This window comes from Nonomuraea pusilla (assembly GCF_900109355.1).
Classification (GTDB): domain Bacteria; phylum Actinomycetota; class Actinomycetes; order Streptosporangiales; family Streptosporangiaceae; genus Nonomuraea; species Nonomuraea pusilla.
The window spans coordinates 352621-365128 of the sequence record NZ_FOBF01000003.1; the positions used below are offsets into that span (position 1 = coordinate 352621).

The 12508-nt window shown below is 72.9% G+C and carries 12 protein-coding genes; 4 read left to right on the forward strand and 8 right to left on the reverse strand.

What is annotated here, in order from left to right; genetic code table 11:
• Nucleotides 1-12: 12 nt before the first annotated feature.
• The 3 genes from BMX74_RS07595 to BMX74_RS07605 are packed head-to-tail and all read right to left on the reverse strand — an operon-like array spanning nucleotide 13 to nucleotide 4204.
• Nucleotides 13-1830 carry a hydantoinase B/oxoprolinase family protein gene (locus tag BMX74_RS07595; protein ID WP_091099220.1) on the reverse strand — a complete coding sequence of 606 codons (1818 nt, stop codon included), beginning with the start codon at nucleotides 1828-1830 and terminating at the stop codon, nucleotides 13-15.
• Nucleotides 1823-3826: a hydantoinase/oxoprolinase family protein gene (locus BMX74_RS07600; protein WP_091099223.1), complete on the reverse strand. Its 2004-nt coding sequence runs from the start codon at nucleotides 3824-3826 to the stop codon at nucleotides 1823-1825. The genes BMX74_RS07595 and BMX74_RS07600 overlap by 8 nt, the downstream gene beginning before the upstream one ends.
• Before the next feature lie 6 nt (nucleotides 3827-3832).
• Nucleotides 3833-4204: a hypothetical protein gene (locus tag BMX74_RS07605; protein WP_055505858.1), complete on the reverse strand. Its 372-nt coding sequence runs from the start codon at nucleotides 4202-4204 to the stop codon at nucleotides 3833-3835.
• A 75-nt stretch (nucleotides 4205-4279) separates the two neighbouring features.
• Between BMX74_RS07605 and BMX74_RS07610 the strand changes: the two genes are divergently transcribed.
• Nucleotides 4280-4924 carry a thymidine kinase gene (locus BMX74_RS07610; RefSeq protein ID WP_055505859.1) on the forward strand — a complete coding sequence of 215 codons (645 nt, stop codon included), beginning with the start codon at nucleotides 4280-4282 and terminating at the stop codon, nucleotides 4922-4924.
• Nucleotides 4925-5011: 87 nt separating this feature from the next.
• Here the strand turns inward: BMX74_RS07610 and BMX74_RS07615 are convergent, their stop codons facing one another.
• The 3 genes from BMX74_RS07615 to BMX74_RS07625 form a co-directional block, all read right to left on the reverse strand.
• On the reverse strand, nucleotides 5012-5680 hold the full coding sequence (locus tag BMX74_RS07615; RefSeq protein WP_055505860.1) for a DsbA family oxidoreductase: 669 nt from the start codon (nucleotides 5678-5680) through the stop codon (nucleotides 5012-5014).
• Between the two features lie 44 nt (nucleotides 5681-5724).
• Nucleotides 5725-6528, reverse strand: coding sequence for a hypothetical protein (locus tag BMX74_RS07620; RefSeq protein ID WP_256256818.1), 804 nt, complete (start codon nucleotides 6526-6528; stop codon nucleotides 5725-5727).
• A gap of 237 nt (nucleotides 6529-6765) precedes the next feature.
• A complete protein-coding gene (locus BMX74_RS07625; RefSeq protein WP_236714940.1) occupies nucleotides 6766-7398 on the reverse strand; it encodes an SRPBCC family protein in 633 nt (210 codons plus the stop codon).
• A 141-nt stretch (nucleotides 7399-7539) separates the two neighbouring features.
• Between BMX74_RS07625 and BMX74_RS07630 the strand changes: the two genes are divergently transcribed.
• From BMX74_RS07630 to cydB, 3 genes are all read left to right on the forward strand, one after another.
• Complete coding sequence (locus BMX74_RS07630; RefSeq protein WP_091099228.1) at nucleotides 7540-8484, forward strand: polysaccharide deacetylase family protein; 945 nt, start codon at nucleotides 7540-7542, stop codon at nucleotides 8482-8484.
• Between the two features lie 202 nt (nucleotides 8485-8686).
• Nucleotides 8687-10030, forward strand: a complete 1344-nt coding sequence (locus BMX74_RS07635; protein ID WP_055505864.1) for a cytochrome ubiquinol oxidase subunit I — start codon at nucleotides 8687-8689, stop codon at nucleotides 10028-10030.
• A gap of 10 nt (nucleotides 10031-10040) precedes the next feature.
• Entirely contained in the window at nucleotides 10041-10922 is an 882-nt protein-coding gene (gene cydB / locus BMX74_RS07640) for a cytochrome d ubiquinol oxidase subunit II (protein WP_091099230.1), read from the forward strand.
• Between the two features lie 12 nt (nucleotides 10923-10934).
• Here cydB and BMX74_RS07645 read toward each other — a convergent pair whose 3' ends face one another.
• Nucleotides 10935-11372 carry a hypothetical protein gene (locus tag BMX74_RS07645; RefSeq protein ID WP_055505866.1) on the reverse strand — a complete coding sequence of 146 codons (438 nt, stop codon included), beginning with the start codon at nucleotides 11370-11372 and terminating at the stop codon, nucleotides 10935-10937.
• A gap of 68 nt (nucleotides 11373-11440) precedes the next feature.
• Entirely contained in the window at nucleotides 11441-12493 is a 1053-nt protein-coding gene (locus tag BMX74_RS07650; protein ID WP_256256819.1) for a leucine-rich repeat domain-containing protein, read from the reverse strand.
• Between the last annotated feature and the right edge of the window lie 15 nt (nucleotides 12494-12508).

A 12508-nucleotide genomic window follows, 5' to 3' on the forward strand; every position in this document is an offset into this window, starting at 1 on the left:
CCTCCCGGCGGGTCAGAGGTCGTCCACCTCGGCGAACGTCCTGCCGCCCGCGAGCTTCGGGTAGCCGGGGCCCCTGTCGAAGAAGCGGCCCGAGCTGTCGGCGGGCGGGCGGAGGCGGGCGCGCAGCTCGGCCGTGGCCTGCTCGTCGATGCGGTCGCCGTCCAGCACCACGCCGTAGTCGCCGAGCGCGCCCGCGATGGACACCTTGCCGTCGCGGACGTCGGCCGCCACCGCGCGCGGGTCGCGGTCGTACGGCGAGCCCCATCCGCCGCCGCCGGTCGTGCGGATGCGGATCACCTCGCCGGCCTGCACCGGGTGGTCGTCGACGAGGCCGTCCATCTCCCTGCCGTTGATCTCGACGCGGAAGGGCCGCCCGGCCAGGCCGCCGTTGACGCCCCAGCAGGACAGGATGGAGCGGTCGGCGATGGACATGTACGACGCGTCCCTGAGCATCCGGATGTGCTTGTCGTAGCCCAGGCCGCCCCTGAACATGCCGGGCCCGCCGGAATCGCAGGCGAGGCCGAGCCGCTCGACGCGGAACGGCCAGCGGGCCTCGGCGAACTCGACGGGGATGTTGCGCGAGTCGGGGACGATGTGGATGGTGTCCTCGCCGTCGGCGTACCAGCGGCCGCCCGAGCCGCCGCCCAGCACCTCGCGCATCAGGTACGGCACGCCGTCGGCGTCGGCGCCGTACACGCCGGTGTAGCGGATGGTCTCCTGGTCGGCCGGCATGCGCCCGCCGGTGGCCTTGGCCAGCACGCCCGCGAGCACGCCGAGCAGGCGCAGGATGACGAACGTGCGGGCGTTGGTCGGGGCGGGGAAGACGGGCGTGAGCAGCGTCCCCTTCTCCGGGAAGACCATCTCGATGAGGGGGACGACGCCCTCGTTGACGTCCAGCTCCGCCATGCGCTCCGGCGTGTCGGCCAGGTTGCGCAGCACGGGCGCGAGCCACTTCTTGAGAAAGACGCCGTCGGCGTAGTCGCCGGCGTGGTTGATCGGCCCCTTGGCCTGCGGGGACGTGCCGGTGAAGTCGATGGTGAGCGGCGCCGGCGCCGCGTGGTCGACGGTGAGGGTGATGCGCTGGGCGTGCAGGCGCGGCTCGTCCACGCCGTCGTGCTCGGCGTAGTCCTCCCACACGTACGTCCCCTCGGGGATCTTGGACAGCAGTTCCCTGCGGAACGTCTCCGTGGTCTTGCCGATGATCGCGTCGAAGCACTCCTCGACGGCCTGCCTGCCGTACCGGTCGAACAGCTCGGCCAGGCGGCGCGCCCCCATGAGGCAGGCGGAGCACTCGGCGTCGAGGTCGCCGGCGAGGGAGTCGGGCATGCGGGAGTTGCGGGTCATGATCCGCAGCGCGGCCTCGTTGGGCGCGCCCTGGTCCCACAGCTTGATCGGCGGGACCATGAGGCCCTCCTCGTACACCGACCTGGCGTGCGAGGGCATGGAGCCGGGAACGGCGCCGCCGATGTCGTCGTGGTGGCCGAACGCCTGCACGAACGCGACCACCTCGCCGTCGTGGAAGACCGGGACGGTCACGCACAGGTCGGGCAGGTGGCCGATGCCGCCCTCGGAGAGGTAGACGTCGTTGTGGAAGTAGACGTCGCCGGGCCGCATCGTCTCGATCGGGAAGTCGCGCACGACCGGCTGGACGAGCGCGCTGTACGAGCGGCCGGTGAGCTTGCGCAGACGGCGGTCGTGGATGCCCGCGCGGAAGTCGTGCGCGTCGCGGATCATCGGCGAGCGGGCGGTGCGCGCGATCGCGGTCTCGACCTCCTTCTCGACCGAGGCGAGCGTCCCCTCCACGATCTCCACGAGGATCGGGTCAGTCACGGCGGACCTCCACGTTGCCGTAGTCGTCGACGGTGGCGGTGAAACCGGGGTGGACGGGGATGGTCGAGCCGTACTCCTCGATGACGGCGGGGCCGCGCACCACCGCGCCGGGGCCGAGCGCGGCCCGCTGGTGGATCGGGGTGTCGGCCGCCTCCTCGAAGTGCACCCGGCGGACGCCCGGGGGCGGCGGGTCGGCGACGGGCGGGCGGCGGCGGACGACCGGCCGGGTGATCGGCCCGATGCCCGACACCCGCAGGTTGACCCATTCGATGCCGTGGCGGGGGTCGTCGCGGTAGGCGTAGCCGTACAGCTTCTCGTGCGCGTCGTGGAAGCGGCCGGTCACCTCGGCCCGCCACGCCTCGTCGAGCTCCCCGGCGGGGGCGGGCACCCGCACCTCGTACGCCTGGCCGTAGTAGCGCAGGTCGGCGCTGCGCGCGTACACCGGGTCGTCGAAGCCCTCGCGGTCGAGCGCCTCGGCGGCCTCGCGCTCCAGCTCGCGGAAGATCTCCCCGGCCGCGGCCAGGTCGAGGTCGCGGGTGACGTACGTGCGCACGTAGTCGTTCTTGACGTCCACGGTGAGCAGCCCGAACGCCGAGACGTTGCCGGGGTCGGGCGGGACGACGACGGCCGGCAGGCCGAGGATGTCGATGAGGCGGCAGGCCAGCAGCGGCCCCGAACCGCCGAACGTCACCAGCGGGAAGTCACGCACGTCGAGCCCGCGCTTGACGGTGAGCTGCCGGATCGCGTTGCTCTGGTTGAACGCGCTGATCTCCAGGATGCCCGTGGCGGTGCGCTCCGGGCTCAGCCCGAGCTTGCCCGCGAGCGCCTCGATGCCGGCGCGGGCGGCGTCCACGTCGAGCGGGATCTCGCCGCCCAGCAGGTGCGGCGGGATGCGGCCGAGGAGGACGTGCGCGTCGGTGACGGTCACCTGGGCGCCGCCCCTGCCGTAGCAGAGGGGGCCGGGGTCGGCGCCCGCCGACTTGGGCCCCACCTTGAGCGTGCCCTCCGGCGAGATCCACGCGATCGAGCCGCCGCCCGCCCCCACGGTGACGATGTCGATCATGGGGATCTTGCAGGGGTAGCGGCCGATCGAGCCCTCGGTGGTGATGGACGGCTCGCCGTCGACGACGACGGCGACGTCCGTGGAGGTGCCGCCGCCGTCCAGCGTGATGACGGACGGGTGCCCGGCGGTCGAGGCGATGAGCGCCGCGCCGAGCGCCCCGGCGGCCGGGCCCGACAGCACGGTCGTGATCGGCTGGTTGACGACCTCGCGCGCCGACAGGACGCCGCCGTTGGACTTCATGACCGAGAACGGCATGCCGAGCCGCGTCGAGAGGTTCGCGATGTAGCCCCGCATGGCGGGCTTGACGGCGGCGTCGACGAGCGTGGTGACCGCGCGCTCGTACTCGCGGTACTCGCGCAGCACGTCGCTCGACAGCGAGATGACCGCCTCCGGGTGCTCGCGCCACAGCACCTCGCGCATGCTGCGCTCGTGCTCGGGGTTGGCGTACGAGTGGAGGAAGCACACGCCGATCGCGGTGACGCCCTTGCTCCTGAACCAGCGGGCCACCTCGGCGGCCTGCTCCTCGTTGAACGGGCGCACCTCGCCGCCCAGGTGGTCGAGCCGCCCGCCGACCGTCTTCACCAGGTGGACGGGCACGATCCTGGGCGGCTTGACCCAGAAGTACGAGTTGCCGTAGCCGTCGGGGACGCTCTGCCTGGCGATCTCCAGGATGAACTCGAAGCCCTCGGTGGTGATCAGGCCGAGGTCGCCGATGCGGTCCTCCAGCAGCCGGTTCGTGGCCACCGTGGTGCCGTGGACGATCGAGCTCACGTCGAGCGGGCCCAGCTTGGCGATGCCGGCCATGAACCCGTCGGCCGGGTTCGCGGGCGTCGAGGGGGTCTTGGTCGTGACGATCTCACCGGTCCGCTCGTCCACCGCCACCACGTCGGTGAACGTGCCCCCGGTGTCGACACCGATACGGACGCTACGCATGGTCCCTCAGCTTCTGCGCCGGCCGAGCACGTCGTCGATGACCCTGGGCGCGTTCTCCGTGCCGACGTACGCGGCGAGCCTGACCACCATCTCCTGGGCCCTGGCCAGTTCGGCCTCCACCCTGGCCTTACCCGACTGGCCCGCCTGCACCCCGAAGTACGCGCCGATGATCGTGCCGACCACCCCGGCGACGCCCGCGAACAGGGGCGCGAAGTCGCGGGTGGCGAAGACGGCGGCGCCGAAGGCGACCAGGACGGCGACGATGCCCGTGACGACCACGAAGAAGCCGTAGCGCCAGCGGGCGGCGTCCGCCTGGGCGGCGGTCACGTCGTCGGGCTTCATCATGGCGTCGAGCGCCTGGGGTCTGTCGGTGACCACGGATCCTCCTGATAGTCCAGGGGAGAAATGTCCCATGAGGTGATGGAACAAGCCAAGCCGCTAAGGTGGCCCCCCGTGACTGACGTGTCTGCCTTGTCGCCTGTGCCGGCCGGAGCCCGGGACGCCGTGTTGAAGTTCTACTTCGGCCCCATGGACTGCGGGAAGTCCACCCTGGCGCTCCAGATGAACTACAACCACGCCCGCCAGGGCAGGCGCGGTCTCGTGCTGACCAAGCACGACCGCTCCGGCGGCCCGAAGATCACCAGCAGGATAGGGCTCGGCATGGAGGCCATCGAGGTCGAGGACGGCCTCGACCTCGTCCGCCTGGTCACCGCCCACGAACGCGTCGACTACCTCATCTGCGACGAGGTCTGCTTCTACACGGTCGAGCAGATCGAGCAGCTCGCCGACCTGGTCGACGACCACGGCGTGGACGTCTACGCCTTCGGCCTGGCCTCCGACTTCCGCTCGGTCATGTTCCCCGCCGCGCAGCGCCTGTTCGAGCTGGCGGACGAGGTGTGCCGGCTGCAGGTCGAGGTGCTGTGCTGGTGCGGGCGTCCCGGGCTGCTCAACGCGCGCGTCGTCGGCGGGGTGCTGGCGCGCACCGGGGAGCAGGTCGTGATCGGCGACACCGACGCCTCGCCGGTGCGCTACCAGGTGCTGTGCCGGCGCCACCACCGCTCCGGCCAGCTCGGCGAGGGCGCTCCCCCGGCCCCCTGACGGGACACGGGCCGGGAGAGCGGCGGCTGGAACGGCGCCCGGCCCGTCCCCGGGCCGCGGGTCGGACCGCGTCCCCAGGGCGTGGGGTCAGAGCGCGCAGGAGTCGTCGGCGCAGCCGTCGGCGGGGGCTCCGAGCCGGACGATCGGCGTCTGGCCCGTCCTGGCCGCGACCTCGTCGAGCGCGGCGGCGAACGCGTCCACCGGCTGCGCGCCCGACACCGCGAACTGCCCCTCGAACAGGAACAGCGGCACCCCGGTGACGCCGAGGCTCCGGGCCCGGTCGATCTGCTCGCGCACCTCGTCGGCGCCCTCGCCGGTGTCCTCCACGCCCGTCTCGGCCGCCAGCTCGGCCAGGACGCCGGGGTCGGCCACGTTGCGGCCCTCGGCGAAGTACGCGCGGAACAGCCGGTCGGCCATCTCCTCGCCGCGTCCCTGCCTGGTGGCCACCTCGATGAGCCGGTGCGCCTCGAACGTGTTCGTGCTGATCGCCCTGGCGAAGTCCATCTCCAGGCCGGACTCCTCCGCGAACCCCAGCACCCGGCCGGAGATCTCGCGCGGGTCGGCGCCGAACTTGCGCTCAAGGACGTCGTACAGGGGCTCGCCGTCGGCGGAGGCGCCGGGATCGAGCTGGTACGGGCGCATCGTCACCTCGACGGCGCCGCCCTTGGCGCGGAACCGCTCGGCCGCCTCGGCGAACCTGACGTGGCCGATGTAGCACCAGGGGCAGGCGACGTCGGAGAAAATCTCAACCTTCACGTACCAGCACAACCCACCGCCCGCCCCGGCGATTCCTGCGACGCTCAGCCCGAGGTCAGCTCCTCCAGCCGGTACGGCAGGTGGGCGCAGTCGTCGACCAGGGCGGACGCCGCGCGCCACCAGGCGAACCACTCTCCGCTGCGCCACATCCAGTCCACGCGCTCGATCGCGGCCACGACGTCGCCGACGGTGTCCCAGCGGTCGCCGAGCTGGTCGCGGGTGGCGCCGTTGCGCAGCGCCCAGTCGCGTAGGACGTCCGCCGCGCCGGGCGGCACCCTCCTGGCGTACGGGTCGGGGTCCTCGCCGGGGAGCCGGTGCGGGCCGAGCCCGGCGGCGACGCCCCAGCTCCACTGCGCCTCGGCCGGCCCCGAGTACCGCAGCGACTGGAAGTCGAGGTTCGAGCCCAGCTCGCCGCCGGGGCGCCGGACGACGACCGCGTCGAGCCGGCCCCCGGCGTCGAAGTGGACCACCAGCCGCTCCCCGGGACGCGCGCCGGGCGGCAGCGGGAACCGGTCCTCGGCGTGCCAGGAGTTCAGGTCCACCTGGGCCGCCGGGCGGCCCCACAGCGCGTCGGCGGCGTCGTCGGAGATCCAGGCGGCCAGCATCTCCAGTGCCGTCAGGTCGGTCCACGGCTCGATGGCCACGGCCGTGGTCAGCACCTCGTCGGGCGGCGGGAGCTTGCCGCCCCTCGGCCGCTCCCACCATTCCTTCCCCAGCTCGCGGGTGCCCACCAGCAGCGCCGCCACGGCGGCCAGCTCGGACGACCTCCTGGTGAGCGGGGCGCCGAGCGCCAGGTCGAGGCAGCGGCGGGTGCGCTCGTCGCCGAGCACGGGGCGTACGTCGCCCACCAGCGTCGGGGCCGTCGGGCGTTCTTCCCCCAGCAGTGTGCGGAGGACTCGTCTGGCTTCGGTTCGCGCGTCTTCAGCATGTGCCTGCCGCATACAGCCAACGCTACGCCGGGAGATCCTTTTCCGCGAGATCCGGCCCCCCTCTCACCTGCCGTTCCACCCGCCGTCTCCCTCGCCGGCGGCGCCAGGCGCGGCGGCGGACGCACGGCGGCGGGAGGCAGGGCGGGAGGCGCGGCGTCAGGCGCGGCGGCGGGAGGCGCGGCCGAAGAGCCAGCCCACGACGACTCCGGTCAGGGCGATGCCCGCCCCCATGCCGAACGACGCCAGCATCACCCAGGGGCGCGTCTCGGTGTGCGCCTTGGGCGGGCGCTCGTACACGGCGGCCAGGACCGGCGCCCCCTCCCCCGAGGCCGCGGGGACGGCCTCCGCCTCGACCTGACCGGCAGGTCCGGCGGGCCCGGGAGCGGGCGCGACGGCCGGGGCGCGGAGGTGGCCGTCCACGGCGGAGAAGAACTCCCCCGCCGTCCGCCTGGCCACCGAGGCGAGCATGCGCTGCCCCACCCCGCCGATCATGCCGCCCACCACGGCCTCGGCGTCGTAGTCGACTTTGGTGCCGCCGTCGGCGTCGCTCAGCCGCACCCTTACGGTGGCGTCGACCGTTCCCGGCGCCCCCTGCCCGCGCGCCCTGAGCGTGAAGCTCTCGGGCGCGAGCGGGTCGGCGAGGGCCACCTCGCCCTGGTAGACCCCCTTGACGGAGGCGACGCCCGCGTTGACCGTCATCCGGTACGTGTCCGGCCCGGTCTCCTCCAGGCGCTCGCAGCCCGGGATGGTGCGTACGAGCACCGCCGGGTCCTGGAGCGCGGCCCACACACGATCTCTCTGAGCGCCGATCACGGCACTGCCCGCAACCTTCACATGGTCACTCTAGGCGGCCGATCATCGCCGGATAAGGGCAACACCTGCCAGACGGGGTGGCGGCCGGACGATCAAGACCTGGCAAGATGAAGCGCCATGGGCAGGGGGCGAAGGGAACGAGGTGCCGCGCGGGCGGCCGGGCGGGTGACCGCGCGGGCGGCTCTGGCGGTGGTGTGCGCGGTGGCGGCCGGGGCGGCGGGCTGCTCCTCCGGGCGTACGGGCGGGGCGGCGGACGCGCAGCCGCAGGCGACGGACGCGCCGGGGGCACAGGGCCGCGACCCGGGCGCGTCGCGCGGCCGGCGTCCTGGCCGGGGCGCCGAGCCCGGCGGCCCCACGGGGGTGACGCCGCGGCCGGGCGAGGTGGCCAGGCTGGACGTGTCGGGCCCGCTGCCGCCGGTGATCAGCTCCATCCCGACGAAGCGCAAGGTGGTCTTCCTCACGATCGACGACGGGTGGGAGCAGGACCCCGGGTTCGTCCGCCAGGTGCGGGAGCAGCGCATCCCGATCACGGTGTTCGCCATGCGCGACGCGGTGGAGGCCAAGGGCACGCCGGACCCGGCGGGCGGTCAGGGCCGCTACGTCGGCGCCGGTAAATGGGGATATTTCCGTGAATTGCGGGATGCTGGGGCGCCGATCGAGAACCACACGCTGACCCACCCCGACCTGCGCAGACTGGGCTACGAGGCGCAGCGGCGCGAGATCTGCGGCGCCTCGCAGGTGGTCAAGAAGGAGCTGGGCACGCGGCCGGCCCTGTTCAGGCCGCCGTTCGGCGCGTACGGCGCCGACACGCTGAAGGCGGCGAAGAGCTGCGGCATCCGGGCGGTGCTGCTGTGGACCGCCACGGTGCAGCCGGGCGGCAAGATCGCCTACCAGGTGCCCGACAAGCGGCTGCGGCCCGGCGACATCCTGCTGCTGCACTTCCGCCCGAACCTGGACAGGGACTTCCGCGTCCTGGTCCGGAAGATCGAGCGCCGGGGCTTCGCGCTGGGCAACCTGCAGGCGTACCTGGAGGCGGCCATGGGACGTACCGGACCGGGCTGAGCGCCGCCGGGCGGGGTCCGCCGCGCGGGGTACGCGGGAATCAACCCGCGGGCGGACGCGGGCGCGGCCCGGTTCGCGGGATCCTCGATAAGCAAGCGATGACGGGGGGTGTGACCAAGGTCGCACCACGTAGCTCTACAACGTGTAGTACTACTTTCAGTAGAAGTACTACGTCCTGTAGAGCAAAGACCTGGCGGGGGAGATGGACGCACTCGACCTGGCGCGGTGGCAGTTCGGCGTGACCACCGTGTACCACTTTCTGTTCGTGCCGTTGACCATCGGGCTCGGCGTCTTCGTGGCCGGGCTGCAGACCGCCTGGCACCGCACGGGCAAGGACCAGTACCTGAAGCTGACGAAGTTCTTCGGCAAGCTCTTTCTGATCAACTTCGCCATGGGCGTGGTCACCGGCCTCGTGCAGGAGTTCCAGTTCGGGATGAACTGGAGTGAGTACTCCACGTTCGTCGGCGACGTGTTCGGAGCGCCGCTGGCGATGGAGGCGCTGCTGGCCTTCTTCATGGAGTCCACGTTCCTCGGGTTGTGGATCTTCGGCTGGGACCGGCTGCCGAAGAAGGCGCACCTGGCGTGCATCTGGGCGGCGGCCATCGGCTCGAACATCTCCGCCTACTTCATCCTCGCGGCCAACGCCTGGATGAAGCACCCCGTCGGCTACCAGGTCGTCGACGGCCGCGCGCGCATGACCGACCTGTGGGCCGTCCTGACCAACTCCACGGCCCTGGCCCAGGTGCCCCACGTCGTCGCGGCGGCGTTCATCGTGGCGGGCGGCTTCGTGCTCGCCGTGTGCGGCTTCTGGCTGCTGAAGACGCGCGACGGCATGTGGCGCAGCGCCGCCCGCGGCGCGCTCGTCATGACCGCCCTCGCGGGCGCGCTCGTCGGCCTCACCGGCGACATGTCCGCCAAGCTCATGTACGAGCAGCAGCCGATGAAGCTCGCCTCCGCCGAGGGCCTGGCGCACGACACGGCGGGGGCGGGGTTCTCGGTCGTGCCCGGCGTCGAGATCCCGAAGGTGCTGAGCTTCCTCGCCACCAACGACCCCGGCGCGACCGTCCAGGGCGTCGAGGACCTCCAGAAGCGCTTCGAGCAGCAGTTCGGCCCCGGCGACTACCGCCCCGACCAGACCATCGTGTTCTGGTCGTTCCGCCTGATGATCGGGTTCGGGCTGGTCACGGCGGGCCTGTCGGTGCTCGGCCTCTGGCTCACCAGGCGCAGGCGCGAGCTGCCGGGCTGGCTGTCGAGGCTGTTCCTGCTCGCCCTGCCGCTGCCGCTGCTCGCGGTCACCGCCGGCTGGCTGCTCAGCGAGATCGGCCGCCAGCCGTGGACGGTCGCGGGCGAGCTCCTGACCGCCTCCAGCGTGTCGCCCGGCGTGAGCCTGGCCGAGGTCGCCACCTCACTGACGATCTTCACGCTCCTGTACGGCGCGCTCGCCGTGGCCGAGGTCGTCATCATGACCAGGCACGTCCGCAAGGGCGTCGAGGAGCCCGATCAGGCGCCCGCCTCCGAGCGGCTCGAACCGTCGCTGACGTACTGAGGGAACACCCATGATCGAGTTCTGGTTCGTCCTCATCGCCTTCCTCTGGACCGGCTACTTCGTGCTGGAGGGCTTCGACTTCGGCGTCGGCCTGCTCGCGCCCCTGATCGCCAGGGACCCGAACGAGCAGCGGCAGAGCCTGCAGACCATCGGCCCCGTCTGGGACGGCAACGAGGTCTGGGTGATCACCGCGGTGGGCGCCATGTTCGCCGCGTTCCCCGCCTGGTACGCTGGCCTGTTCAGCGCGTTCTACCTGCCCGTCACGCTCATCCTGGTCGGCCTCATCGTGCGCGGCGTCGGGCTGGAGTGGCGCGGCAAGGTGAACAACCCGCTCTGGTGCGACCTCGGCATCGTCGTCGGCAGCGCCCTGCCCGCCTTCCTGTGGGGCTCGATCTTCGCCGACCTGGTCTTCGACAGCCCCGTCGCCGCCCTGCTCGGGGGCGCGTTCGCGCTCTCCGTGTTCACGCTGCACGGCGCCGTCTTCCTCGCGCTCAGGACCACCGGCGCGGTGCGCGACAGGGCGCGCGTGGCGGCGCTCGTCGCGAGCGGCGTGGCCGTGCCCGTCGCGGCGGTCGCGCTGACGCGATTCGGCACGCCGCCCGCGCTGGCCGCCCTGGCGGCGCTGGCGGGCGCGGCGGCGCTGATCTGGCGGCGCAGGGAGGGCTGGGCGTTCGCAGCCACGGCCGGCGCGATCGTCCTGGCCACGCTCGCGGTCTTCGTCGAGCTGCGCGGCGCGCCGCTGCCCGGCCTGACGCTGGCCGAGGCCGCCTCGGGGCCGTACACGCTCAAGATGATGACCTGGATCGGGCTGCTCACCCTGCCGTTCGTGCTGGTCTACCAGGGCTGGACGTACTGGGTGTTCCGCCGGCGCGTCACCCCGGTCGCGGCCTGAGCCCCGTGCCCTTCAGGAGCCCGCGGTGTGCATCTGGTTGGTCCTGTGGTCCTTCAGGTGCAGGTCTCCGTCGAGGCGGTCCTTGAGCAGCTCCAGCACCTCGCGCGGGCCGAGCACCGTCCACAGGGGGCCGACCAGGTGGGGGGTGTACTCGGGGGCGGCGTCCATCCAGGCGTCCTTGCCCGCCTCGGTGGTGAACGTGCTGACGAAGAAGCGGCCGTCGGCGGTCTCGCAGTAGCCGGTCCTGACATCGGCGGCGTCGACCTGGATGCGGGGGGCGCAGCCGGCCTTGGCGGCGAGCTGCTCGACCGTGAGGGGCGTGCCCGCGTGGGCGCCGCCGTGCGCGGCGCCCGGCCCCGCGGCCAGGCCGGCGTCGCCGCCCCCGGCGGAGCAGGCGGCGGCCAGGCCGGCCAGCAGCACGCCGGCGAGCAGGCGTGGAAGTGTCGTCATGTGCCGAGCTACGCACCCCCGGCCCCGCCGGTTCACCCCCATGCGAGAACGGCGGGCGGAGAGGGGGGTCAGCGCAGGACGACGCAGCCGCGTTCCGCGAGCCGGCGCAGCGCGTCCGGCTCACGGTCGAGCTTGTTCCACCGCAGGTCGAGCTTCTCCAGCGCGGGCAGGTCGCCCAGCGACTCCGGCAGCTCCCTGAGCCGGTTGTTGCGCAGGTCGAGCGAGGTGAGCCGGGTCAGCCGGCCCACCCAGGGCGGCACGGCGGCCAGGTGGTTGTCACGCAGGTCGAGCAGGCGCAGCTCCCCCAGCCCGGCGAGCGACGCGGGCAGCCCGGTGAGGCGGTTGCCCCGCAGGTGCAGCTCCCGCAGCCGGCCGAGCCCGCCCAGCCCGTCGGGCAGCTCCTCGATCTGGTTGTCGTAGAGCCTGAGCTCGACCAGCCCCGCCATCGACCCGAGCGACCGGGGCAGGCGGGACAGCCGGTTGCCGGTGAGGTTGAGGTAGGCGAGCCGGTCCAGCCGCCCGATCGACTCGGGCACGTCCGTGAACAGGTTGTCGCTCAGGTACAGGTAGTCGGTCAGGCGCAGGTCGCCCAGTTCCGGCGGGATCACGGAGAGCCGGTTGTGCCCGAGGTCCAGCATGCGCAGCCGGGTCAGCGCGCCGATGCCGGGAGGCAGCTCGGTCAGCGCGTTCTCGGCCAGGTTGAGCGATTCCAGGGCGGTGAGCGTCCAGAGGGCGGCGGGCACGGCCGTCAGCCGGTTGCCGCCCGCCGCCAGGTGCCGCAGCCGCGCGCCCAGCCGGTCGGGCAGCGCCTCCACCGCGTTGCCGTGGAAGAAGAGCACCTCCAGGTCCGGCGGCAGCGGCGGCAGCTCGGTGAGCCGGTTTCCGTCGAGGTGCAGCGCACGCAGGCGAGTCAGGCCCGACAGGTCGGGCAGGGCGCGCAGCCGGTTGCCGTCGAGCCGCAGCGCCTCCAGCGAGCGGAGCCCGGCGAGCGAGGCAGGCGGCTCGGTCAGGCCGCTCCAGGCGAGATCCAGCGTCGCCGGACCGTCCGCCTCCGGGCCCTCCGCCTTCACGCCGCCCGTCTCCAGGCTGTCCGGTGTCGTGCCGGTTCTCGGCTCGGCCACGCTCGTCCCCCGCTC

Coding starts and splice junctions, on each gene's coding strand:
- cydB (WP_091099230.1), top strand. CDS start 10,041: ATGATCGAGTTCTGGTTCGTCCTCATCGCCTTCCTCTGGACCGGCTAC.
- BMX74_RS07630 (WP_091099228.1), top strand. CDS start 7,540: ATGGGCAGGGGGCGAAGGGAACGAGGTGCCGCGCGGGCGGCCGGGCGG.
- BMX74_RS07600 (WP_091099223.1), bottom strand. CDS start 3,826: ATGCGTAGCGTCCGTATCGGTGTCGACACCGGGGGCACGTTCACCGAC.
- BMX74_RS07645 (WP_055505866.1), bottom strand. CDS start 11,372: ATGACGACACTTCCACGCCTGCTCGCCGGCGTGCTGCTGGCCGGCCTG.
- BMX74_RS07635 (WP_055505864.1), top strand. CDS start 8,687: ATGGACGCACTCGACCTGGCGCGGTGGCAGTTCGGCGTGACCACCGTG.